21 protein-coding genes are annotated in these 26,091 nt (G+C 38.4%); 4 read left to right on the forward strand and 17 right to left on the reverse strand.

Annotation, left to right across the window (positions count from 1 at the left end; translation table 11 throughout):
* Positions 1-13: 13 nt before the first annotated feature.
* Positions 14-520 carry a hypothetical protein gene (locus tag IPP32_05670; GenBank protein MBL0047572.1) on the reverse strand — a complete coding sequence of 169 codons (507 nt, stop codon included), beginning with the start codon at positions 518-520 and terminating at the stop codon, positions 14-16.
* An 89-nt stretch (positions 521-609) separates the two neighbouring features.
* On the opposite strand from IPP32_05670, the gene IPP32_05675 reads away from it, so the two are divergent.
* On the forward strand, positions 610-1,257 hold the full coding sequence (locus IPP32_05675; protein MBL0047573.1) for an outer membrane beta-barrel protein: 648 nt from the start codon (positions 610-612) through the stop codon (positions 1,255-1,257).
* 745 nt (positions 1,258-2,002) lie between these two features.
* On the opposite strand, the gene IPP32_05680 is transcribed toward IPP32_05675, so the two are convergent.
* The 6 genes from IPP32_05680 to IPP32_05705 form a co-directional block, all read right to left on the reverse strand.
* Entirely contained in the window at positions 2,003-2,689 is a 687-nt protein-coding gene (locus IPP32_05680) for a capsular biosynthesis protein (GenBank protein MBL0047574.1), read from the reverse strand.
* A gap of 124 nt (positions 2,690-2,813) precedes the next feature.
* Entirely contained in the window at positions 2,814-3,803 is a 990-nt protein-coding gene (locus IPP32_05685) for an SDR family oxidoreductase (GenBank protein MBL0047575.1), read from the reverse strand.
* A 66-nt stretch (positions 3,804-3,869) separates the two neighbouring features.
* Complete coding sequence (gene rfbB, locus IPP32_05690; GenBank protein ID MBL0047576.1) at positions 3,870-4,934, reverse strand: dTDP-glucose 4,6-dehydratase; 1,065 nt, start codon at positions 4,932-4,934, stop codon at positions 3,870-3,872.
* A 19-nt stretch (positions 4,935-4,953) separates the two neighbouring features.
* The gene (gene galE, locus IPP32_05695; protein MBL0047577.1) at positions 4,954-5,991 is read right to left on the reverse strand and encodes a UDP-glucose 4-epimerase GalE; all 1,038 of its coding nucleotides are present in this window, start codon (positions 5,989-5,991) and stop codon (positions 4,954-4,956) included.
* A 377-nt stretch (positions 5,992-6,368) separates the two neighbouring features.
* Positions 6,369-7,610: an ABC transporter permease gene (locus IPP32_05700; GenBank protein MBL0047578.1), complete on the reverse strand. Its 1,242-nt coding sequence runs from the start codon at positions 7,608-7,610 to the stop codon at positions 6,369-6,371.
* Between the two features lie 48 nt (positions 7,611-7,658).
* Positions 7,659-10,091: a choice-of-anchor L domain-containing protein gene (locus IPP32_05705; protein ID MBL0047579.1), complete on the reverse strand. Its 2,433-nt coding sequence runs from the start codon at positions 10,089-10,091 to the stop codon at positions 7,659-7,661.
* Between the two features lie 237 nt (positions 10,092-10,328).
* Here IPP32_05705 and IPP32_05710 point away from each other — a divergent pair, with 237 nt between their 5' ends.
* Genes IPP32_05710 through IPP32_05720 form a run of 3 tightly spaced genes read left to right on the forward strand, consistent with a single transcriptional unit; the run spans position 10,329 to position 13,347 of the window.
* Entirely contained in the window at positions 10,329-10,886 is a 558-nt protein-coding gene (locus tag IPP32_05710; protein MBL0047580.1) for a hypothetical protein, read from the forward strand.
* A gap of 3 nt (positions 10,887-10,889) precedes the next feature.
* Positions 10,890-11,285, forward strand: coding sequence for a DUF1987 domain-containing protein (locus IPP32_05715; GenBank protein MBL0047581.1), 396 nt, complete (start codon positions 10,890-10,892; stop codon positions 11,283-11,285).
* Positions 11,286-11,301: 16 nt separating this feature from the next.
* Complete coding sequence (locus IPP32_05720; protein MBL0047582.1) at positions 11,302-13,347, forward strand: tetratricopeptide repeat protein; 2,046 nt, start codon at positions 11,302-11,304, stop codon at positions 13,345-13,347.
* On the opposite strand, the gene kbl is transcribed toward IPP32_05720, so the two are convergent.
* The 10 genes from kbl to IPP32_05770 form a co-directional block, all read right to left on the reverse strand.
* On the reverse strand, positions 13,348-14,538 hold the full coding sequence (kbl, locus tag IPP32_05725) for a glycine C-acetyltransferase (protein ID MBL0047583.1): 1,191 nt from the start codon (positions 14,536-14,538) through the stop codon (positions 13,348-13,350).
* Between the two features lie 6 nt (positions 14,539-14,544).
* Positions 14,545-15,444: a hypothetical protein gene (locus IPP32_05730; GenBank protein ID MBL0047584.1), complete on the reverse strand. Its 900-nt coding sequence runs from the start codon at positions 15,442-15,444 to the stop codon at positions 14,545-14,547.
* Between the two features lie 108 nt (positions 15,445-15,552).
* A complete protein-coding gene (locus IPP32_05735; GenBank protein ID MBL0047585.1) occupies positions 15,553-17,103 on the reverse strand; it encodes a SulP family inorganic anion transporter in 1,551 nt (516 codons plus the stop codon).
* Positions 17,104-17,172: 69 nt separating this feature from the next.
* Complete coding sequence (locus IPP32_05740; protein ID MBL0047586.1) at positions 17,173-17,886, reverse strand: sulfite exporter TauE/SafE family protein; 714 nt, start codon at positions 17,884-17,886, stop codon at positions 17,173-17,175.
* A 1-nt stretch (position 17,887) separates the two neighbouring features.
* A complete protein-coding gene (locus IPP32_05745) occupies positions 17,888-18,325 on the reverse strand; it encodes a FixH family protein (protein ID MBL0047587.1) in 438 nt (145 codons plus the stop codon).
* Positions 18,326-18,340: 15 nt separating this feature from the next.
* Positions 18,341-19,744 carry a cytochrome c oxidase accessory protein CcoG gene (gene ccoG, locus IPP32_05750; GenBank protein MBL0047588.1) on the reverse strand — a complete coding sequence of 468 codons (1,404 nt, stop codon included), beginning with the start codon at positions 19,742-19,744 and terminating at the stop codon, positions 18,341-18,343.
* 2 nt (positions 19,745-19,746) lie between these two features.
* Positions 19,747-20,577: a c-type cytochrome gene (locus tag IPP32_05755; GenBank protein ID MBL0047589.1), complete on the reverse strand. Its 831-nt coding sequence runs from the start codon at positions 20,575-20,577 to the stop codon at positions 19,747-19,749.
* A 565-nt stretch (positions 20,578-21,142) separates the two neighbouring features.
* The gene (gene ccoN / locus IPP32_05760; GenBank protein MBL0047590.1) at positions 21,143-23,275 is read right to left on the reverse strand and encodes a cytochrome-c oxidase, cbb3-type subunit I; all 2,133 of its coding nucleotides are present in this window, start codon (positions 23,273-23,275) and stop codon (positions 21,143-21,145) included.
* 3 nt (positions 23,276-23,278) lie between these two features.
* Positions 23,279-23,509, reverse strand: coding sequence for a cbb3-type cytochrome oxidase assembly protein CcoS (gene ccoS / locus IPP32_05765; GenBank protein MBL0047591.1), 231 nt, complete (start codon positions 23,507-23,509; stop codon positions 23,279-23,281).
* 97 nt (positions 23,510-23,606) lie between these two features.
* The gene (locus IPP32_05770) at positions 23,607-26,009 is read right to left on the reverse strand and encodes a heavy metal translocating P-type ATPase metal-binding domain-containing protein (protein MBL0047592.1); all 2,403 of its coding nucleotides are present in this window, start codon (positions 26,007-26,009) and stop codon (positions 23,607-23,609) included.
* Between the last annotated feature and the right edge of the window lie 82 nt (positions 26,010-26,091).

Below are 26,091 nucleotides of genomic sequence, written 5' to 3' on the forward strand. Positions count from 1 at the left end.
AGCCGAATAAAAATTACCTTTTGGTAAGTATTGCCGTGCAATTATCAGCCGCAGCACCACTGCCATCATTCACACTGTAACTTAAATTTATTTTGGTGTCACCCGCAATGCTTCCCGAACCTTGAACCGTATTGCCTGAAATAGATTGGGTGCTAAGGGTTAAACTGTTTCCCGATTTGGTAACCACCGCGTAATGAGTAGAACCTAATAAGTAAAAGTTATCGATAAGAATTTGGTTGTCGTCATTTACATTTTTGCGGAGTACAACATCAAAAGTAGAAGCACCACTTTTTGAAGAATTTTCGGCACAGCTCCAGGTGCCAATATATTTATCACGAGCATCAGTTGGGCTTGGCAAATCAGAATCGTTGGTGGTACAAGATGCAATAAAAAGCATTAGAAGTAGTATGCTTATAGAACCTATTTTTTGTATTTGATTTTTCATGCTGTATGTTTTGTTTATGCTAAACTCAATAACTGTGCCGCTTGCACGAGTATTTCCACTTTTTAAAGTTAACATCTTTTATTTAAATCCACAAACGAAGGTAATTAAAACGCTTATTTTGCGTTAGTTTTTAAAACACCTGTATCAAGTAATAAGACATGCAATTGAATTTTAAAACTTATATAGCCTCTATTTTAGTAATTATTTTTTTATCCTTAGCGGCAGATAGCGCTTCAGCACAATTTATAAAGGGTTTTGGAGCTACCGGGGGTGCTACTTTCAGCAAACAGAAGTGGGAGGGAAGCAATCCTGATTTTTTATCCAAGAAAAAATACAAAGCCGGAGGCAATGGAAGTCTTTTTGTAGAATACATCGACCACAAATATTACCGCATGATATCTGAGCTCCAATTCAACATGAAAGGGGCTCGCGAATCCATCGATACACTTAAGGGATTTAAATACAAAGCAAACTATTTATCCTTCAATAATTTTTTCAAAATCCGTCAAGAGTTATACGATGTTACCCCTTATGCCTTAGCGGGACCACGGCTCGAATTCTTACTAAACAGCAATGTCCCAAGCATGCGAACGGTTCACTTAACCGCTTCTGCCGGCATAGGAATGGAATTTTTATACACCCGACCTTGGATTATTTTTGGAGAAATACAATACAACCCCGATGCAATGAAGGCATTAAGAATTACCGATTTTAGCATTCGTCAAAATGCTTGGGAAATCAGAGTGGGTGTTAAATATGAACGTAAGCGAAAGGCCGATTGTCCGCGCCCCAGCGGTGGAAGGAACTTTTAAAGTCTCTGGTTTTTGAGCATACCCGAATCAATTAAGTGATTCATGTATATTACTCGATTGCAATCTTTTCGGATTAAGAGAATAGATTACCCCATTATTTCTTAACCTGTTCTAATTCTGAAGCCATGCTCAAGGAAGATTTATTGTTAAATAAAAACCGAAAAGGACCGGCCTATGAGAAATTGGCGTTAAGAAATTTGAAGTCATTTTTATGCGCGGGCCTGTATAAGCAATCCTCGAGCGAGAAAACATTTTTTTACTTAGCACTGACCACTTTCGAGCGCTTGGGTTGCGCGGCAAAAATGAATTCGAATTTTAGCCAATTTATCAGCAGCCTTGATTTTTTGCTGACTTTTTGATCAAGCAAAAGGTCAGAGAACATTCATGAAGACTCGAATAAATTATTGAAATACAAAAAAACGAAACCCCAAAATAACATCAATAAAAACCGAAAAGGACCGGCCTATGAGAAATTGGCGTTAAGAAATTTGAATTCATTTTTATGCGCGGGCCCTGTGTAAGCAATCCTCGAGCGAGAAACTAAATTTTTTCATTAACGCAAACATATCGAGCGCTTGGGTTGCGTGCTAAAATGAATTTAAATTTTAGTCAATTGCTCATCAGCCTTGATTTTTTGCTGACTTTTTGATCAAGCAAAAAGTCAAAGAACATCTTGAGAAACGGGCTGGTTCTCGCTTTTAGTTGCCGTTTTTATAAAAGGAAAAAACAGAAGGAGGACGTAATTTTAAAGACTCTGGTTTTTGAGCATTCCCGAATCAATTAATTGATGCAAGTATTTTTCGCGCAAGCAATCTTTTATTACCTGCACATGATCCATACGATGACAATCAGTACCAATAAAATCAATCATATTTTTTTCGATTAAGCGCTCGGCAATTTTCTTCGCGCCACCTCCATAATATCCCGTTAAGGAATTGATATTAACTTGTAACAAAGCTCCCTTATCTTTTATTTCTTCGTATTTTTCAAAGTCATCGTGCCAAAAAGGATACCTTTCGGGATGTGCCAAAATAGGGCGATAGCCGCTCGTAACCATTTTAAAAATTACCTGGTTCATAATGTCGGGCGGATTCATATACGACACTTCAAAAAGCAAATAATTATTTCCAAAAGTGAGTAAGTTGCCTTTGTCAATTTTTGCTTCCAAATCAAAATCCAAATAATATTCGGCAGCAGCAGCTACTTCAATTGGAATGCCTTCTTTTTTAATGGCTTCACGCACTTTTTCAAGTCCACCTAAAATTATTTCAGGAGTGTTCTGATAAAAGTCGCTCATGATGTGCGGGGTGGTAATGGCTTTACGATACCCAAACTCACTCATGCAGCGCAATAAATTTATCGAATCCTCTAGTGTTTGAGCTCCATCATCAATGCCCGGAATAAAGTGGGAGTGCATGTCTACCCCAATCATAGAGAGGTCGGCACTCTTATCGATACGGGTAGATTTGCGAAAAAATTGTGAAAAAAAACTCATGGTACGTTTAAAATATTTTTAATTGCTAAAACCCATTTCTATATAGAGCAGATTCACCTGCTTATTTCATGTTATTTTTAAACCATTCAAAGGTAATTTTTAATCCTGCCTCACATTTAACAGTGGGTTGAAAATTTAGTTTTGTAATCGCTTTGCTAATATCTGCAAGCGAATTTTTTACATCACCTGCACGGTCTTCCCGATGTGTTGCGGCAATGGTAGAACCGGCAATGTGGCGCAAAATTTCATACAGTTGTTTTACCGAAACCCGCTCACCCACTGCAATGTTAAATACCTCTGGACTCACCGATTTATCTTCGCAAAACATGGCTTTCACATTGGCTTGAACAGCATTTTCCACAAAGGTAAAATCGCGTGTTTGCTCACCATCGCCATTAATAAAAGGTGAAACATTTTTCATTAAAGCATCCATAAACAAGGGTATCGCAGCAGCATACGCACCTTTAGGATTTTGCTTAGGTCCAAAAATATTAAAGTAACGCAAGCCCACAATCTCCATTCCGTAAGTCTTCGCAAAAATATCGGCATATTGCTCATTCACCAATTTGCTTACTGCATAGGGTGAAAGCGGTTTGCCAATAACTTCTTCTACCTTGGGAAGTGCTTGACTATCGCCATACACCGAAGACGAGCTGGCATATACCAAACGTTTAACTTTGGCATCACGCGCTGCTATCAAAATATTTAAAAAGCCATTTACATTAGCATTATTGGTAGCAATGGGATTTTCGATCGAACGCGGAACCGAACCCAAGGCAGCCTGGTGAAATACATAATCAATTCCGTGCATTGCTTTATGACAATCGGCAATGTTGCAGATGTCGCCCAGTTGAAATTCAAAGTTATTAAGTGCTTTAAAGCCCTCAATATTTTGTTCAAACCCGGTCGCTAAATTATCGAGCACACGTACTTTTCCGGCATTAAATTTTAATAAATATTCAACCAAATTAGAGCCAATAAATCCGGCACCACCGGTTACTAAAAAATTAAGTTTTGAAATATCGGTGTTGTGAAAGGTAGTTGTATACATAGTTAAAATATCAATCAAAGGCATTATTCTCGGACAGTGTAGAAGTGTAGTCCCAAAGAAATATCCTTATCTTTTTACATATTGTTTATCATAAAAGTGTTGGTATTCTCCGGAAGTCACATTTTTCAGCCAGTCTTCATGGCTTAAATACCAATCCACAGTTTTTTCTAAGCCTTCTTCAAATTGAAGCGAGGGTGTCCAACCTAATTCTTTTTGTAATTTGGAAGAGTCGATCGCATAGCGCAAATCGTGGCCGGCGCGGTCCTTCACGTAGGTTATTAATTTAGCAGATTCCCCTTCCGGGCGATTTAATTTTTTGTCCATGATGCGACACAACAATTTTATCAAATCTATATTGGTCCATTCATTGTGTCCGCCAATGTTATAGGTATCACCCACTTTTCCGGTATGAAAAATCACGTCAATGGCGCGTGCATGATCTTCTACAAATAGCCAATCGCGCACGTTTTCGCCTTTTCCATAAATGGGAATAGCTTTGTTGTTTTTAATGTTGTTGATGCTAAGCGGAATTAATTTTTCGGGAAAATGAAACGATCCGTAATTGTTGGAGCAATTGCTCACCACCACCGGCATTTTATAAGTATCAAAATACGCACGCACAAAATGATCACTGCTAGCTTTTGAGGCAGAGTAAGGACTGTGTGGGTCATAAGCCGTTTCTTCAGTAAAAAAACCGGTCTCGCCTAAAGAGCCATAAACTTCATCGGTACTCACATGATAAAATAATTTTTTAGCATAGTCGGCTTGGTTTACCCAGATGTTTTTAGCTGCATTCAGAAGGTTTACCGTACCTACCACGTTAGTCATAACAAATTCGGTGGGATTGGTTATGCTGCGGTCTACATGGCTTTCGGCAGCAAGATGAACCACGCCTTCAAATTGGTATTCGGCAAAAAGTTGGTTCACAAAAGCGATATCAACAATGTCACCTTTCACAAAAGTATAGTTAGGCTTGTTTTCGATGTCTCGAAGGTTATCCAAATTTCCGGCATAGGTGAGCTTATCCAAATTAACGATGTGGTAATGCGGATATTTTGTAACAAAAAGTCGCACTACGTGTGAGCCAATAAATCCGGCTCCTCCGGTGATTAATATTTTTTTAGTTTGCATGTTGTTTTGCATTTAATCGTTAGGTTTTTTGATTTTGAAGGGCCAACTTTTTTTCCCAATTCCAAGAAGTAGCAAGCATGTTTTCGAGGTTGCGTTGCGCTTTCCAACCCAATTCTTTGCTGGATAGGCTCACGTCGGCATAAATGGATTCGATGTCGCCGGGTCTGCGGTTGGCCATTTTATAATCGAGTTTTAAACCGGATATTTTTTCAAACAAAAGTACCATCTCCAACACCGAATAACCGATTCCGGTGCCGATGTTAAAGACTTCACAATTGCTTTTTGATTTTCCATTTAAGATGCGTTCAATGGCTATCACATGTGCTTGAGCCAAATCAACAACATGTATGTAATCGCGCACACAAGTGCCGTCGGGAGTGGCGTAATCGCTGCCAAAAATTTCGACCGATTTTTTTCTTTTGCCGATGGCTGTTTGTGTAATAATTGGAACCAAATTATTGGGTGTTCCTAAGGGTAATTCGCCAATAATTGCGCTGTCGTGAGCACCCACCGGATTAAAATAACGCAAGCTTATAGCTTTAAAGTTAGCTTGGTTTACAGTGTCTTGCAGTATTTCTTCGCAAATGCGTTTCGTATTTCCGTAAGGCGATGATGCTGGTTTTAGGGGTGCTGCTTCCGAAACAGGCAAGCTATCAGGGCTACCATATACGGTGCAGGAAGATGAGAATACAAATCCTTTTAAATTCACTCCGGCTTGCATGGCGCCTTGCAGCACATTTACAAGCGATAATAAATTATTAGAATAGTATTTAAGCGGAAAAGCAACCGACTCACCAACTGCTTTAAAAGCAGCAAAATGAATAATGGCTGAGATGTTTTTATGCGTTTCAAAAAATCGGGATACGCCTTCTGCATCACATAAATCGAGGTTTATGTAAAGTGGTTTTATCCCCGTTATTTTTTCAATGCCGTCGAGCATTTCCAAGGTGGAGTTACTTAAGTTATCGATTATGATTACCTCGTAACCTTTTTGTTGCAATTCCACCACGGTATGCGAACCAATATAACCTGTACCCCCTGTTACTAAAACTGTCATTTTGTTGTGTCAAAAACGGCCGCAAATATAGCGTATTTCAGCTGTTATTTTTGCAGCTGGTCGATAAGAAATGCTAAATGATTGACGATGGGAATCTAGCCGTAACCTTTTGTTGGAAAAGTGTTCCAAATGCCAATTGTTGGTGTAAATAGGTATTGAAATTTAAAATGCTAATAATAACTTATAATTGAATAAAATATTCCATATTAAAGGTTGCAAATCAATGCTGTACAAAGCGCAACTTGGCGGGATTGCAGGGTACAAAAATTCCGGATACAAAAATTATCCCTCTCAGGAGAGGGCAAGGGAGAGGTAAATCCCTAAACTTAAAACAAGTAACAAAATCCAATTCGTAAACTAAGAATAGCCTAAAAATATTACGAACGCATTGCCTCCACAGGATCTAACTGTGAGGCAGAGTAAGCCGGAATAAATCCGGATATTATTCCAATTAACACGCTAATGGTTAGCCCTAAAACAATATTGGAGCGTGTAAGCGCTACTTCCATATCGGCTAAATTATTTACAAGTAAGGTACCACCGTATATAATCAATAAACCAATAATTCCGCCAATGAGGCAAAGCACCACGCTTTCGATTAAAAATTGTATCAAAATAAAATAATTTTTTGCGCCTAGCGATTTTTGTATCCCAATTAAATTGGTGCGTTCTTTTACCGAAACAAACATAATATTGGCAATTCCAAAGCCACCAACAATAATAGAAAAGCCACCTATTATCCATCCCGCCATCCCGATTACGGCAAAAATGGAATCAAAACCGGAAGAGAGTAAACTGATTTCATTCAACGCAAAATCATCATCCGCCAATGGCTTCAATTTTCGGATAGAACGCATGATGCCGGTTAATTCAAATTTAAGTTCATCCACAGCAATGCCCTCTTTTGCTTTTACCATAATAAAGGGGTCGAGCCGGTCGCTGCGCAAGTCCACAAAATTGCTGAGGTAGCGAACGGGAAGGAGCACCATGTTATCGGTAGAATTGCCCATCATGCTTTCGCCTTCTTTTTTAAATAGGCCAATAATAGTGGCTTCTCGGCCAAAAAGTTTTATGCGTTTACCCAGAGCATTGCTTTCACCAAAAAGGCTTTCGGCCAATGTTACGCCAATAAGGGCATAAGGTTTTCCGCTGTTGCTTTCGGCTTCGGTAAAGTACCTGCCTTCGCTCAGTTCAAAACTTTGAACCTGATAATACTCATGCGAAACCCCTGTGATATCAGCATTTTCGACACTGTTGTTGTGGTATTTAACGGTTTTGTTCGCATTCACAATAAAGCAAACAGCAGCTGCCATGTCGCTACGGTGCTGTATTTCGGGCACTTCATCTAATTGAGGAGTGGGACGGTTGAGGTATTTCCACCAAGGATAATCGCCACCAAAAGCCCAAGGCCATTTTTGCACAAACACCACATTGCTACCCAGTGAAGCCACACTTTTACGCACGTTAGCTTCCAAAGAATCCACAACAGTAAACACCGAAATGATGGCAAAAATTCCAATGGTAATGCCCAGCAGGGACAGGAAAGTGCGTAGTTTATTGCTCACCAATGCATGGTAAGCGAAACGAAAACTTTCTAGAATTATTTTTTTCCAAAGCATACTATCCTGCACAAAACGGCTGCCTAAAATTAGCTAAAAATAAAGCACCTAGCGCAGAAGAGTTATGGTACCTGTTTTTGAAATTGTTTTGTAGTCAATACCTCTTGCTCTTACTTGATACACATACACACCTTCAGGCAATCCGCTTGCATTCCATTTTTGATGAATGTCGGTAGATTTATAAACCAGCTGCCCCCAGCGGTTAAAAATTAAAAGTTCAAATGAAGCAACACCCAATCCAATGGCTTCAATACTTTCGTTTTTGCCATCTCCATTAGGTGTAAAAGCTGTTGGAATGTAAATTTCAACGGGAGGAAAAATGGAGCGTGTAATGGAATCCTTGCATCCCAAATCATTGGTAACTACTAAGCTCACATCATGCGCACCAAATTCGCTGTATTCATGTAGCGGATTATAAGCAGTAGAGGTGCTGTTATCGCCAAACTTCCATGCATAGCTCACAATGTTTTTAACTGAGCTATCGAGCAATTGCACCAAAAAATTGGAATCAAAACGATACCCAAAATTAGCCTCAGGAATTGAAATGTAAACCGCAGAAGTATCTTTTACGGTATAATTACATTGATCAGTAACACTTACGATATAGCTTTTATTAAAATTGGAACGAACAACATATACACTATCGAGCCATGAACCATTACTCCAGGAATAGCTATAAGGCCCATGTCCACCAACTCCGGCAGCAACAAGTGTAACCGGTTCACCTTTGCAAACGGTAGTGTCGTTTAAAACATTAATGTACAAGGGAGGATAATTAATTAAATTAACGATAACCCCATCCTGGGCGCTGTTGCCACAGGTATCGGTAATGGTTACAAAATAAGGTGTAGTTGTGGTAGGTGCAACGGTAACGGCAGCGGTTGTTCCAGCATTGTTATTCCAAAAGTAATGATAGTATCCTGCACCACCGCTGGCTTGCGCTGAAATAAAAGCGCTGGTTAGCGGGCAATAAATATCCACATCTGCTGAAGCAAGCGCTACTACCGGACTATAGGTTTTAACTGTAATGGTTACACTGTCTTGACCGAAATGTGTGCCACAAGTATCTGTTACAAACACGGTATAAGTGGTGGTTACAGCAGGAGCAACCTTATGTCTTTTACCCAAACCAATACCATTATTCCAAGAATACACATATCCGGGCAAACCGCCGCTAACCGTTGCATCAATAGTAGATTGTTGGTTGGGACAAATAATAGCGGAGTCGGGACTGGCGGTAACAGTAAGCGGAACTACATCAGAAATATAAAGTTTAAAAGGCTTAGCACCACTGCTCACACAGGAACTCGGGTTGTTGGAAATAGGTGTAAAAATAAGCGTTTCAAATCCTTCTACTAGGTTGTCTTCAATTGCTTGTACAGTGAGCAAGGCATGGTTTTGACCGGCTGGAAAAATAATACTGTCGGGGATGTTTAAAAAATCGGCTCCCATGGCTGCTGTGCCGGCTACGGTGAAATGTATAGTATCTGCCACCGCAGTATTTCCACCACGTTGAAAATTAAGAACTGCATTTCCACAACCCTCAAGCAAAACTGTATCACCGGCAGCACCGCTATGGCCTGCTCCACCTAGCGCTACGGCGCTGCTTATGGTTACTACGGGACTGCTAAAACTAAGCGCTTCTAAAAATACACCTGAATCATAAATGCCATCGTTCACATCGGCAATCGCAATTTTTAGATGATAGGTCTGCCCGCATTGAACATGGCTTATTGCAGTTAATACAGTAGTAAAGGCATCATATTGAATAGTAGTACCAGGAATGCTTTGATTATCGACATAATATGCGCAATTGAGACAAGGCCCATTGTTGGTAGGACCATTATTTACGGTGTTAATGGTAATGTATGCATTTGTATTCGGAATAAGTGCAATATTTTTAGAGTTGAGAGAAAAGGAACCACTAATACCCGGCCCACGAATAAAGAATCCAAATGCATCGTTCACATTTCCGCCAGAATTTTCGGGCCATTCTTCGGAGCCAAAAACATAGCGAAATTTAACCGTATCATAGGAGGGAACAAAATCAAATTCAAGCACGGCACGATTAAAAGTAGCAAGCGGATTCCCGGGAGAACTTGCAATTGCATTGAGGTCATTATCGCCGGGTAGACCATTGTCAACTCCCGCATTAGAAGAGTTATTTGGACCATGCGGGCCTTCCGGAAGTCCACCCGAACTGGTGTTTAAAATAGTTCCGGTTGTCATAATAATCCCGCTATCAATTCCCAAATTAGTGGTGCCTTTAAAAAAGCCAATGTTATCGAATTTTAAGGTGGAAGTTTGGGTGGAATTAACGCCATTAAATTTTACATTGGAGATAGTGATTCCGGTGCCTAAGAGTGTATTCTTAACCAGGTCGTAGGGCGTTTTCTTTTGCGTAATTAATTGTGCAGCGGCATCAAATCCTGCAAGGACAGAAAGTAGAAAAAATACAGAAACGCTGTAAAAATGCTTCATGGGTTAATTGAAGAGAAGCAAAAATAAGAATTCTAGGCAGAACTAAAAGGGTGAATTAAGAGCTATTCGATAAAGCGTAAGATTTACCACTTTCGTTGCTTGCAAATTAGTGTAAATCTTGGCAATAGCCATGTTGGGCTAATTTTAAGTATCTTTTCGGTAAAACGTAGGAATTGTATAACAAATGCTTATACATTTGAAGCTCTTTTCATAAAGCACTTAAATAACCCCAAAAAAATGCTTGAACAAACTACAAATTACCTTTTTGATATTTACCAAACACTCTCACGAGAAAAGGTATTGCTTTCTTATCTAGGAGAAGTGACACCCGATTTAACCAATTCGGTGTTGAAATCGGTAAAGAATGAGCAAAATCCGTACAACGAGAAAGTGCACATTAAGAAGAAAATTTACAACATCATTGTAGAGTCGCTTGAAAATATTTACAAGCATTTTGATGTAAAGGAAAAGATAGCGGCCCCTTCCATATTTCTTTTTGGCGCACATGCGGAGCATTATTACATTATTTCGGGAAATTATGTCTACAACGAAACCGGCTATAGAATAAAGGAAACCATTGATGAACTGAATTCGTTAGACAAAGAAAACATGCGCAAAAAATACCGTTCGGCGCTTTTACAAAGTGTAGATGAAAATGGGATGCAACAAAATGTAGCCGGAATTGGCTTGATAGATATGGCATTAAAATCGGAGAATAAGTTGGAATATCAATTTAGGGAAGCAAGTGCAGGTATTACTTTCTTTACATTAATCGTTAAAGTTAACATGAATTAATTTATGGATGCCTTACTCATAGAAGCCACAGAATTCTCGCCTAAAATTTATTTTAATCCAACTGAAAATAAATTCGAAATAAGAGGAGAATCACGTCCGGAAAATACCTCGAAATTTTATGCACAATTAATACATTGGGTAGAACAATGGAAAATGGATTTAAGTGCAAACCCTCCAGCCAAGCATTTTATATTTGAGTTTCGATTTGACTATTTTAATTCCACCTCCGCAAAATTTATTCTTGATTTTTTGCAAAAGCTAAATGAATTAGTGCACTTAATTTCGGATTTAAAAATTGGTATACGTTGGTATTATGATGCACGCGATGAGGACATGAGAGAATCGGGTGAAGAATTTTCGCACTTGGTAGATTTGCCTTTCGAGTTTGTTACACTGTAATTTTTAACAATTTGGAATGACTTTTAATTTTAGGCACTATTTACAGTCGATTCTATTTTTGTTTTTAGGTTTGATTTGTTCTCATTTGGTGCATGCCTCAACCGAATCATATCTCACCGATAGCTTGCAACATCAACTCGCGGAAGAGAAAAACGACTCAATTAAACTAAATTTATACAATGCTTTATATCTTGCCGTAAAGGGAAGTAATCCGAAACGCGCTTTGGAAATTGCCAATCAGGAACTGGCATTGGCGCAAAAGCTCAGCATTCAACAAGCAATTGCAACAGCGTGCAGCAATTGTTGTTTAGCAAATTATAGTTTGGGAAATTACGATGCGGCGCTTCAATATGGACTAAAGGCGCTTAAAATTCGTGAAGTGCTTGGTGAAAGGTCGGCTATCGCTTCTTCTTTGGGAAATATTGGAATTGTGTATGCTATTCAAAAACAAATGGGTTTGGCATTGCAGTATTACCAAAAATCATTGGCATTGCGCCTCGCGTTAAACGATAAAAAAGGCTTGGCGATTTCATACAACAGCATGGGCAACGCGTATCAAGATTTAGGAAATGATTCACTTGCCTTAGTCAATTATGAAAACTCATTGCGCCTACGCAAATCTCTTAATGATAAAATTGGTACGGCTCAATCGCTTAATAATATGGCGATTGTGTATGCAGAGCAAAATAATTTAAACAAATCATTAGACTATCTTTTTCAATCGTTAGCTATTAAACAAGAACTGAATGATTTAAATGGGATGGCTGCATCTTACGACAACATTGGTGATGTGTATGCTAAAAGAGGCGCGGCTAACAAAAACAACATGGATATAGACAAGGCTATTGCTTATTATGATAAAAGTCTTGCTATTGCCCGCGAATTGCGCTTAAAGGAAATAATAAAAGTGTGTTGCGAATCGCTTGCCGCGATGCATCATTTGAAAGGCGATAATGCGCAAGCATATGCTTATTATAAGGAGTTTACACTTATGAAGGATTCATTGCTTAACGAAAGCATTGCCTTAAATGAAACCGAAATGCACACCAAATACGAGGCTGAAAAAAAGGAAAAGGAAATTGCATTGTTAAATAAGGATGCTGCAATTGCAGCCTCTCGTGAGAAGAATCAACGACTCATTATTATTAGCGGAATTCTTTTTACCATTATTTTATCGGGCTTTATGCTGAACCGTTATTTTGTAAAGGAAAGAGCGAATAATCTGCTTACTCAAAAAAATAAATTAATAGACCAAAATCGAAGCGAATTGCGAAAGCAAAAAGATATTATTGAGCAAAAAAACAGAGATTTAACGGATAGCATTGACTATGCAAAGAATGTGCAAAGCTTGATTTTACCGAGCGAAAGAGAAATTCAAAAAATTTTCCCCGATTCGTTTGTAAGTTATTTACCAAAGTCCATCGTGAGCGGAGATTTTTATTGGTTGCATCAGGATCAGGATCAACTTTTAATAGCAGTAATCGATTGCACCGGCCATGGTATACCGGGTGCAATGATGAGTTTTTTGGGATACAATTTATTTGAGAATGTGGTAAAGAGTCAAAAAATTATGAGTCCTGGATTGGTATTAAAAGCTTTGAATAATGAGATATTCAGCACGGTATCCTTAAAGAATGAAAATCAAAATTCAAAATATGGGATGGATGTTTCTTTGATTTCGATTGATACTAAGCGTAGAGAAATTTTGTTTTCAGGTGCGCATCATCCCATGTATCTGGTGCGCAAAGGGGAACTGCTCGAATACAAAGGCGATAGATTTTCCTTGGGTACCTTATACACGGGAGCTGAAAAGGAATTTACAACCCATCAAGTGTTTTATCAAAAAGACGATATTCTGTTTTTATTTACAGATGGATATCCGGATCAAATTGGTGGAATGGAACGAAAAAAGTATTACTATGGCCCCTTCAAGGAATTGTTGTTGAAAATTGCCGGACTGCCCATGCAACAGCAAAAAACCTATTTAGAAAGTACTTTACATGCATGGAAGGGAACACGAGATCAAACGGATGATGTGTTGATTATGGGTATTCGCCTTTAGTTATTTTAGCACGCCAAGTTCTTTGCCCACTTTTGTAAATGCGGCAATCGCTTTATCGAGATGATGCAGTTCATGTGCTGCCGATATTTGAACGCGTATGCGCGCCAAATCTTTTGGAACCACAGGATAGAAAAATCCAATAACATAAATTCCTTCGGCCAATAATTTTTCGGCAAATGTTTGCGCTAATTTTGCATCGTATAGCATTACCGGAGTAATGGGATGAATACCGGGTTTTATGTCAAAACCGGCTTTGGTCATACCCTCACGAAAATACAAAGCGTTGCTCATTACTTTATCGCGCAATGCAGTTGTTTCGCTTAGCAAATCCATCACCGCAATAGATGCACCTACGATTGCCGGGGCTAAAGAATTTGAAAATAAATAAGGTCGGGAGCGTTGGCGCAAAAGTGCAATGACTTCTTTTTTACCGGAAGTAAAACCACCCATAGCACCACCCAGTGCTTTTCCCAGTGTGCCGGTAATAATATCAATTTTGCCCATTACATTGTTGTGCTCATGGGTACCTCTTCCGGTTTTACCAATAAATCCGGAGGCATGGCATTCATCCACCATAACCAAGGCGTTATACTTTTCGGCCAATACACAAATTTCATCCAATTTTGCAATGTAGCCATCCATACTAAATACACCATCCGTTACAATGATGCGAAAACGTTGTGCTTGCGCTAATTTTAATTGTGTTTCCAAGTCTTGCATATCGCTGTTTGCGTAGCGGTAACGTTTGGCTTTGCACAAGCGCACTCCATCAATAATGGAAGCATGATTAAGGGCATCCGAAATGATGGCATCTTCTTCTCCAAAAAGCGGTTCAAAAACGCCGCCGTTTGCATCAAAAGCTGCTGCGTATAGAATGGTATCTTCTGTTCCTAAAAAAGAGGAGATTTTTTGTTCGAGTGTTTTGTGGATGTCTTGGGTTCCGCATATAAAGCGTACACTGCTCATCCCAAACCCATGCGAATCCAATGCTTTTTTTGCAGCATCAATCACTTTTGGATGTGAAGAGAGGCCGAGGTAGTTGTTGGCGCAAAAATTAATTACTTCGGCTCCTGAGTTAACTTTTATATCTGCCCCTTGAGGGCTAACAATAATGCGTTCGTTCTTAAATAATCCAGCTTCTTGAATAGCTTGAAGTTCCGCTTGCAGGTGAGTGATAAAATTATTTTGCATGATAAATTAGGGATAAAATTCAACTTGTATCGTTTGCATGTCAATGGTTTTGCGGTTGGGATATTTTGTGAGAATTGCTTCCGGATATTTACCGTTTGTACTATAAAAATAAATCAACTCTTTTTGTAAAATGCTGTTTCGGTAAAACTTTTCGGTACTCACATTCCCATTTGCATCGTAAGTAAAAATAGTTTTTTCTTCTAATATTCCGGCTACATCTGTGTAGAATGTTTTTTCGAGCAGTTGGTTTTTTGTATCGTATATATAACTGTTGTTTTCACTCACACCAGTGGCTGTAAAACGTGAGATTTCGCTGTTGGTTAAATTGTGCTCATCCGTATAAACAATCCCTTCTTTATATACGATTTCTTTGTCGTTATAGGTTTTTTTTCGGGTTTGATTTTTACTTAGGCTTTCGTAGGAATAGCTTTCGGTCCAAATCACTTCTTGTTTTCCGAGTTTGAAAAATTCTCGGCTAAAAAATTTCTCCTCCGGATTGGCCGGGAATTCTTTACAGCGCACTTCACGGCTTGGCTGATGTTGCGCACCAAACGATACATAAACAGCCAGGATTTCCTTAAGCGTGAATTTTCGTTTTATGGCAAGTGTATCACCGTGATAGTAATAAAAAGTTTCGCTGCTGTCGCTTTCCACTACATCTAGTTCATGGAAGGGCAGGCCGTTTGTATTAAAGTATATTTTCTTGGAAGTATTTTTAGATTGAATTCTTTGTCCATCTTCTTTCCAAGCATAAGTAATGCGTAGCGATTTAATTTTTTGCTCACGCACATAATCCGGGTTAACCGAAACAGAATAGAGATGTGAAATAGCAGTTGTTTGTTTATAAAACTGGGCTTTGCTGCTTGTAGCTAGTAGGAGTATAACCAGGAAGAGATAACGCTGCATAAAAGATTTGCCTGCAAAATTAGGATTTTGGAAGCTTCTCCATTCAAATCAAAATTTAAATACCAACATTTGTATTAACAGTTAAATACCCTATGAGTATTGATTAAATTAATGTATGGCAGTTACATTAACTTTTTGAATTTCTTTCAAATGCAATTCAATATGTCGATCATGCGCTTTGTTCTGAAACTCACTGATGATTTCTAAAATGTCGTAATCGATAAAATTACATGCACTTCCATCAATCGAAAGTACACTGTATTCGGGAATGCTGTCGAGCGCTTTTCTGAGATTTACTTTGTTGAGGAAACTTACGTTGCTGTTCAATTTGATTTCAAAAAATTCTGTTTCATGGTTCATCGACTTCGTGATTTTATACTCAGCTTTAAAATTGTTTTGCACAATAAAATAGAGCGATATCAAAAGCCCAATGCTCACTCCAATTAGTAAATCGGTTGTAAGGATTACGACTATAGTAATAAGGAAGGGAAGAAATTGTTTCCAACCTAAGCTTAACATGTTTTTGTAAAGTTTTGGTTTTGTGAGGTTATAACCCGTTACCAGTAATATTGATGCAAGCGAGGCATAAGGTATTTTATTTAAAAAGGAGGGAATAAGCAAAACGGCAAGCAATAAAAAAAGCCCATGTGTAAATGCCGACATTTTGGTTTTGGCCCCTGCATCTACGTTTGCTGCACCCCTCACCACTACTGCGGTTACCGGAATGGCTCCTAAGAGGCCACAACTAATATTTCCTACGCCCTGTGCAATGAGTTCCCTGTTCATAGGCGTAATTCGATTGCGTTTATCTAATTTATCAACTGCTTCAATACAAAGCAAGGTTTCCAAAGTAGCCAACATGCCAATAATTATTCCGTCTTTCCAAATTTCAATTGAACTAAATATTTTGGAGAAATCAGGAAAGGAGATGGTGCCAAAAATGTTGGCCGGTATATTAACCAATTGCGTTTGGCGCAAGGAGTAAGAGGAGAGTGCATGCGTGAAAAAGAAGTTTGCAAATATTCCAATCAGTACTACTAATAGCGGCGCGGGTATTACTTTAAGCTTTTTTGCAAAAGTTTGTTGAAGTGCTATCAGAATAAGCAGTGAAAAAACTGTAATGAAAATAGCTCCTCTGGTGATGTGATGATTAAAATCGCGAAAATTTCCAAGAAAGTTTTTTGAATAAAATAACTGCATAAATCCACTGGTCCAAAAATCAGGTTGGTCATAACCCAATGCTAAGGGTATTTGTTTTGAGATTAAAATAATGCCGATTGCCGCAAGCATGCCCTTTATTACCGCACTGGGAAAGTAATTGGCAATTGCTCCTAATTTAAGCACTCCAAGCAGCACTTGGAAAGCACCAGCAATCATGACTGCCAAAAGAAAAATTCGGAAATCTCCTAAGGATATTATAGATGCACCTACTAAAGTTGTTAATCCGGCAGCGGGGCCCGACACGGCCAATTGAGATTTACTAATTAGGGATACTACCACGCCCCCAATTATTCCGGATAAAAGTCCTGCATTTAAGGGAGCTCCCGATGCAAGTGCAATTCCTAAACAAAGCGGCAGGGCAACCAAAAAAACCGATAATCCTGCAGGTAGATCGTGTTTTAACCAAATGAGTCGGTAATATTTTAGGGTACGCTTCATTGGTTAATTTTTAAAAACAAATATAAGATTCGATAAGATGAATGAGAAGATTTCTGAAATGGTTTCAGCTTACTTTTTATGACAGCAACTGTGTTGTGTACAATCTGTTTTACTCATTTGTGGGCTAAGGTAGGGTATTCCTAAATTCAATCCGCGAACAATTAACAGAAGTGCCATTGTTACTACAAAAACAGGGACTGCTTTGCGAATTTTGTTTCTAAAATTTAATGAAATGCTGTTGCTGATTAGCGATAAACTAAGCATTGCCGGTGCAGTTCCCAAACCAAAGAAGGCCATAAAAAGTGCTCCATTTAAAACATCACCGGTGGCAATGGCACCAACAATTCCGAGATACACCAAACCACAAGGTAACAATCCATTTAATAAGCCGATAAAAAAAAGAGAACTGTAATTTTTTTTCTGAAACAAGGCGGTGAATTTTGATTTAAGTTTTCCAATCAGGGAATAAATTTCGGAGCTAATGCGAAAGCGATTCATAGCACTTTCGGGAAGGAATACCATAATTAAAATTAAGATTCCCAATGCTATCGAAAGCGATTGCTGATAACCGGCAATCATAAATGATTTTCCCAATAGCCCAAACAATCCACCCAATAAGGAATAGGTAATAATTCTACCGAGGTTATAAATTAAACCTCCGGCTAACCTTGCGGATTTTGAGCTTTTGTTTAATGGTAAAGCAAGCGCAATGGGCCCGCACATTCCAACACAGTGAAAGCTTCCCAAAAATCCCAGCGATATGGCTGCAAGGAACAGTTCCATTTTAATTCATAAAAATTTGTTGTTCGTAGTAATACGACTTATTGTTCACCATACATTTTAACTGCATGCGATAAATTCCTCGTTTAAAATTTTCGTTGTGAATGACTTGATTGCCCTGCGCATCAATATCAAGTTTGTTGGAAAGATCAAGGCTTGCATCTGATGGGCGGTAAAAGAGAATTTCGCCGCTGGCATTGTTTCCAATCATTTCCTGCGGGAAAGTAAGATTTACTGTTTTGTTCCTGGCTTCACATTGCACCTGGCCACTTAATGCATTCATATTGTTCTGACCATCAATTTTATCCTGAAATTTTAATTCTTGGGCATAATAATCAGCACTAACCAAATCGGTGTTTTCATGATTTGATTTTAGTACCAGAAAAACAATCATCAGCACAAAACCGATGTATAATATGGCTATTCTTTTTCCCCAATTCATTTTGTTATGGTTTTATTAACGTGAAACAGGACTTAAAAAACTTACTTTAATGGTCTTAATTTTCTTACCGTTTGAATAAAGTCCAACTTTAATATCTGTCTTGCGGTGTGAAATAGTTGATTTATCTAAGTAAATAAAAAATGCCCCAGCCGATTGCGCTTCAGCATTCACCATAAGATCCTTTCCAATCAATTTTATTTCACCCTTTGTGTCTTCTAATTTTAAATTAATAGGAATGTCTCGGTAGGTTTTATTTTCCAATTCGATGTTGTAAAGGTTACTAATTTGATTGTTGGGTTGTTCCTGATACAACATGCCTCTTGCTCTAATTATGGTGGCATCTACATCGCTTCTGCTTGCCAACAAAAACACTTCTATCCCAATCAAGACAGTTAGTACAATTGAGTAGGCAATCATTCTGCCGGTTAAGCGAAGTTTTTGATTTTTTGCGATACCGTTTTCAGATGAATAACGAATCAAATCTTTGGGCAAACCTACACTGTCCATCATGTGGTTGCACACATCAATACAAGCAGTGCAGTTAACACATTCGAGTTGAGTGCCGTTGCGGATATCGATGCCGGTTGGACAAACTTTTACACATTGATGACAATCGATGCAATCGCCCGCTTTTCGGACTTCATTTTTATGGAATTTTTCTCTTTGTTCACCACGCACATAATCATAAGCAACCACTACGGAATCCTTATCTAACAAAACACTTTGCAATCTTCCGTAAGGGCAAACAACTAAACAAACTTGCTCGCGAAAGCGCACATACACACCGTAAAACACACCTGTAAAAATGAGTATAGACATAAAGCCACCAAAATGCTTTTGCAGTGGCTCGTTCATTATTTCAAACAACTTATCTACCCCAATTAAATAGGACAAAAATGTATTGGCAATTATAAATGAGATGATAAAAAAGGCAATATTCTTTGTCGTTTTCTTTATGATTTTTTCGCGAGTCCAAGGACCATGGTTTAGGCTTTTTTGATGGCTGGCATCTCCCTCAATCCAATATTCCACTTTACGAAAAACCATTTCCATGAAAACTGTTTGCGGACAAGCCCAGCCGCAAAATACCCTTCCGAAAACCACAGTAAACAGGGCAACAAAAAGAATAAAAATCATCATCCCCAAGCCAAAGAGGAAAAAATCGTGTGGCCAAAATATCATGGTGAAGAGCACGAATTTCCCCTCCAGGATATTGAACATGAAGAGGGGAACTCCGTTAATTTTTATGAAGGGCAATGAAAAGAATACAATCAAGTAAAAAATACTCGCATAGGTGCGTAAGTTGTATAATTTACCTTTTGGCTTTTGAGCATAAATCCAAACCCGCTTTCCGTCTTTGCCTATGGTGGCTATGGAATCACGAAATGATTCATCGTGCTCCGGTGTTTTTTTTTCCATTTTTATTTTTTCGTCATCGCCAATGAATCGATTACAGCTTTGGTAGTATCAGCACTAATTTTTGCTGTTGCACTGCTGTCTTTTGCAATTTCTTCAATGTAAAGTTCTCCTTGTTTTTCTTTTTGATTTGGTGGATTTGTTCCACGTAATGTTTTGATGTAAGAAGCAACAAAGCTAATTTGCGATGGGGATAAATCCTCTTTCCAGGATTTCATTCCTTTTTCCGGAAACCCGTATTTTATGGTTTTAAACAAATCATTGATTTTTCCGCCATGGATCCAATAATCATCTGTAAAATTAGGTCCAACTTGTCCTTCTCCAAATTTACCATGACAGGCAACACAATTGGCAATATAAATTTCTTTTCCTTTCGCTATGCTTTCGTTATCTGTTAGCAATTTCACTGTGTTTTCGTCAACTGATAGTGCAGATTTCTTTTGGAATTCAGCAATATCTATTGCTGCTTGTGCTACTTCTTTAGTGTATTCTGCTCCTTGTAAATCGCCGGTTTTAAGCACATGGTAATTCACTAAATAAATAACCGCAAAAACAATGGTTAAATAAAATCCATATTTCCACCAAGGGGGTAAATTGTTATCTAATTCTTGAATACCATCATAATTGTGATCCAACAAAACATCGGCTTCTTTTTCGAGTGGAACGGAAGCATTGAGTTTTTCCATGATGGAAGGTTGGTATACTTTAGATTCAACTCTTTTTGCAGCTTCTTCTTTCTTCATCTCATTTATTCCTAGGAAGCTTCTGATAAAAGAAATAAGAGCTGCAATGATGATAACTTCAAACACAATTACGGTTGCAAGTGTGTAAAACATTCCGGCACTTAAGCCTCCGTAATTTGTTGGAACATCAGCAACTACAGCTTGTGCAGACACAGAATAAGAGGAAACCAAAAGTAAAGCCAGAATTCCCATTCCTACTTTGTTCTTTTTTTCTTTCTGTTTATCCAGCATTATTTTGGCAGAACCCTTTACCACGTCCGACAGAATAATAATTATTATCATAAGGAAAATAATAACAATCGAAAACACAATAAAAAGGGGATTCGAAAAGCTGGTTGATTCTCCTCCTACCGCAGGTGCAGCTGTTTGTGAAAAAATAGCACTATTTGTTAGTAGCAATGCTGCTAGCAGCGCGAGTTTTTTAGTCACGTTTGGTTTTTTTAAGTTTGATTTTTTAATATTTTTCATATAAATTGCATTTATAGTGAAGGGGTTGAATCTGTTTTGTCAAAAGGAATATTCTCGAATGTTGTAATTTGATGCTTAGGCATTCGGAATACTAGCACTGCAAGTACAACAAAGAAGATAAAAAATATAATCAACGATATCATTGGAAATATTTCTACTCCTGCGATGGATTGGAGATAATTGATAAATTTCATTTTGCGTTTGTTGGAGTTATGGGTTGTGCTTTAATATCCTTTCCGATGCGTTGCAAATAAGCAATCATTGCAACTATTTCCTTGTTAGGAAGTGTTTCGATTTTGTCTTTTTTCAAACCCTCCACGATGCTATTTTCCTGATTAATTAAATCTTGGTTGGCAATCTTATCATAACCATTTGCATAGGGAACCCCTAGCGTTATCATGGCTCTAATTTTTGCACCTGTTGTACTCGTATCTAATTCATTATCCAGCATCCATTCATAGCTTGGCATAATCGATTGTTGCTCCATTGATCTCGGATCCAGCATGTGGTTATAATGCCATGAGTCTGGATATTTTCCGCCAATGCGCGCCAAATCCGGACCGGTTCGTTTTGAACCCCATTGGAACGGATGATCATACACAAATTCACCTGCTTTTGAATACTCACCGTAGCGTGCTGTTTCTGAACGGAAGGGGCGTACCATTTGAGAGTGACAGGTATAACATCCTTCCCGAATATAAATGTCCCTTCCCTGTAATTCTAAGGGTGTATAGGGTTTCACACTAGAAATAGTAGGGATATTGGACTGAACCAAAAATGTAGGTACCATTTCAATTACACCGCCTATAACCACTACAATTAAACTCACCAAAAGCATTTGAATAGGCTTACGTTCGATGATGCGGTGCCAGTGATCACTACTGTGTTTGGTGTATACTTTCTCCAAAGCCGGAGCTTCTGCTTCTTCATTAGCGAGGAATGAACCTGCTTTAATAGTCTTAATTAAGTTGTAAACCATAATTATCGCTCCAAGCAAATACAACGTACCTCCAATTGAACGCATGATGTAGAATGGTTTCATGTAAGTAACCGTTTCTAAAAACTGGTATTGCAATTGACCTTCCGGAGTAAATTGTTTCCACATTTTACTTTGTTCAAATCCGGCCCAATACATAGGCACTGCATAAAATACTATACCTAAGGTTCCAATCCAGAAATGCCAGTTTGCCATTTTCTTAGAAAACAATTCTGTTCTAAACATTTTGGGGATGAGCCAATATAAAATTCCGAAAGTGAGGAATCCATTCCATCCTAAGGCGCCAACGTGAACGTGCGCTACTATCCAATCGGTAAAATGCGCAATTGCGTTAACACTTTTCAACGATAGCATTGGACCTTCAAAGGTTGCCATACCGTAAGCAGTTACAGCTACTACCATAAATTTCAACACTACATCCTCACGTACTTTATCCCATGCACCGCGCAAGGTGAGCAATCCGTTTATCATACCTCCCCACGATGGAGCAATTAACATTACCGAAAATGCAACTCCTAAAGATTGCGCCCAATCCGGTAAAGCCGTATACAGTAAGTGGTGTGGCCCGGCCCAGATGTATAAAAAGATAAGTGCCCAAAAGTGAATGATAGAAAGTCGATAAGAATAAACAGGTCGTTGAGCAACTTTGGGAATAAAGTAATACATCAAACCTAAATAAGGAGTAGTTAAAAAGAATGCAACCGCATTGTGTCCATACCACCATTGTACCAGGGCATCCTGAACACCCGCATACCAACTGTAACTTTTTAAGAAAGAAATTGGAAGTTCAAAAGAGTTAACAATGTGCAACATGGCTACCGTTACAAAGGTGGCGATGTAAAACCAAATGGCCACGTATAAATGGCGCTCTCTACGTTTGATAATGGTTCCAAACATATTCCAACCAAAGACTACCCATATTAAAGCAATGGCAATATCAATAGGCCACTCTAATTCGGCATATTCTTTTCCGGTTGTAATTCCGAACGGAAGCGTAAGCGCTGCCGAAACAATAATTAATTGCCATCCCCAAAAGTGAATTTTGCTTAGCGCATCGCTAAACATCCTCGCTTTGCACAAGCGTTGGAGCGAATAATACACCCCCATAAAAATGCCGTTTCCAACAAATGCAAAAATTACAGCATTCGTGTGCAAGGGCCGTAATCGCCCAAAGGAAGTGTAGGGTATTCCTAAATTTAAGGAAGGATATGCCAATGCGAAGGCTATCCAAAGCCCGGCCAGCATGCCAACAAGCGCCCATAGCATGGTGGCATACGCAAACATTTTTACAATTTTGTTGTCGTATGAAAACTTTTCTAGTTGCATAGTCTAATTCTGTTTTTTTACTATTGGTTTGTTTGTATTCACTTTTTTTATTTCAAAGGTACTTCTAATTTCAGGTGCGTCTTTTTTTTGTGCAATTCCATTTTCAAATAACATGCGAATGGCTGGCGTATAATCATCTTCAAATTGACCATCTTTCACCGACCAAATGAAGGCAATCAAAAAGCCCACTGCTACTACTAGACTGGCTCCAATAAGTATAAAGATTGCGCTCATTTTTGGTGTTTATTTAGGTTTCAAAATTACTTTGACTGATAAAGCGGATGAATGATGCTAATCAGATAAAATGATGACTTTAATCATGCGTTCATTTTTAAATTAAATTTCTTCGTTTCGCAATCAAACTACTTAAACCAACTGTAAAAAGGAGTATGGAAAGTGAACTGGCAGGCATCAGAATGGCTGCAATCATGGGAGATAAAGTACCTTGAACGGCAAAACCTATCCCAACAATATTATAGAGTATTGATAATACAAAACTTCCAAGAATGATGTTTTTACCGGTTTTTGCAAAATCGAGCAATTTCTTTAAAAGCTTAAATTCGCTTCCTGCCAGCACAGCATCGCAGGCTGGAGAAAAATTATTGATGCTGTCGCTAACCGCAATTCCTATATCGCTCTTCTTTAATGCTCCTGCATCATTTAACCCATCACCAAGCATTAACACTTTTTTGTTTTTGGCTTGCAATGTGGCTATATAGTTGAGTTTTTCTGCCGGCGACTGGTGGAACAATAATTCTGCATTTTCTCCCAGTACACTCCTCAAGTAATTTTTTTCCGAATCATTATCGCCTGATAAAAGCGAAACTGTATAATCCTTTTTTAGCTGTTGAACGAGTGTTTCAAATCCTGCTCTGTAGTTGTTTTTTAATACAAAAGATCCTTTCTCAGATCCATTTATTTCTACATAAACTTTACTCCCATTTTCAGCTTTAACTAGTCGGTTTAAAATGTATTGTGCAGCGCCTAAGCGGATTTGAATTCCAAGAATGCTGCCTTCAATCCCTTGACCTATTTTTTCAGCAAAAGATTCACATTGCAACAATTGATGTTGAGGGTAAAAATTATAAATATGCTTGCTTAAAGGATGGGAGGATTGTGCTGCGAGTGTGCGAATCAATTGTTGTTCAAAGTCACTGAGTGCTTCTCCATCAAAAATTAATTTGGCATTTTCATTTTGTGTAAGGGTTCCGGTTTTGTCAAACACAATATGAGTAACACTTGCCATAGATTCAATCACTGTGGCATTTTTAATAAAGAGTTTGTTTTTTGAGAATATCCGAATGATATTTCCATTTGTAAATGTGGCCGAAAGCAGCAGGGAGCATGGGCATGCAACAATTAAAACGGCCGTTAAAGCATTTAATAGTTTGGAACTGTCTACAATCCCCCAATAAACTCCTGCCATTGTTGCTATTGAAAACAAAAGAATGGTGAAATGCCTGCTCAGTTTATGTATGAATGAAGTTTCTTTTTCATCACTTTGTGAGAAAGCGTCATTATTCCACAATTGAGTAAGGTAACTTTGTGAAACTTCTTTCACTACTTCCATCTCAATGGCACCACCAATTTGTTTTCCACCGGCGTATACAATTTCGCCAATTCCTTTCTCCACTGGAAGCGATTCGCCTGTAACAAAACTATAGTCAATATTGGCCTTTCCATAAAATAAAATCGAATCAGCCGGGATTAATTCATTGTTTCGAATCACAATTCGATCTCCAACTTTTAACTTCGATACAGGGATGTTTTCCTCGTTGTTGTCTTTTTTTACAGCAACAGCAACCGGAAAATAGGATTTGTAATCGCGTTCAAAGGAAATAGAATTGTAAACCCTATCTTGAAACATGCGCCCGGCAAGCATAAAGAACACAATACCCGACATCGAGTCGAGATATCCGGAACCACTCGATGTCAGTATCTCATACACACTGCGCCCAAAGGTTATTACAATAGCAAGTACAATAGGCGCATCAATGTTCAAGAATTTTTGCTTGAGCCCTTTCCAAGCTGAGATATAAAACTCAGATGCACTATAAAAGAAAACAGGTAGGGATAAGGCAAGGATGAGAAAGGAAAATAATTCGCGCATTCCTTTTTCATAATAAATCCCGGAGGAAAAATATTCCGGAAAGCTTAGCATCATAATGTTTCCGAAACAAAAGCCCGCAATTCCTAACTTAAATAGGCGACCCTTGGTGGTTGTTTTTACCACTTTTTCGTCCATATCACTTAAGTTTATGTGTGGCTCATAACCAATAGCGGTAAGTAATTCGGCAACATCTCTTAACTTACATTTTGTTTCGTTGTACACAACTGTGATTTCTTTTTTAGGAAAATCAACAGACGAGCCAATAATTTCGGGATTCAGTTTGTGTAAGTTTTCTAAGAGCCAAATGCAGGAACTGCAGTGCATTTGTGGAAGATAAAATGTTACCCGTGTTTGCTTGCCATCGGTAAACTGAATTAACTTGGCAAATACTTGTGCATCTTCCAAAAATGAAAATTTATTTGCACGAACTTTTGTCTTTTGGGTAATGCCCGGATTTTGAGACAAATCGTAATAGGTGCATAAATCGTTCTTGTTTAAAATCTCATATACCATTTTGCAACCTGAGCAACAAAATGCTTTTTCTGCAATATGAATAGAAGTATCGTTGCAGTTTTCACCACAATGATAACAGGAAAGCTTCAGTGAATTTTTTACTTGTTCCATTTAGGGGGAATAATAAAAGCGCCGACTCAACATGAAATTAAACCACCCCTTTCGAATGCTGAGCCTAAGCGCTTTTTTTCTT

It is taken from the genome of Bacteroidota bacterium (assembly GCA_016721765.1).
In the GTDB taxonomy this organism is placed as follows: domain Bacteria; phylum Bacteroidota; class Bacteroidia; order UBA4408; family UBA4408; genus UBA4408.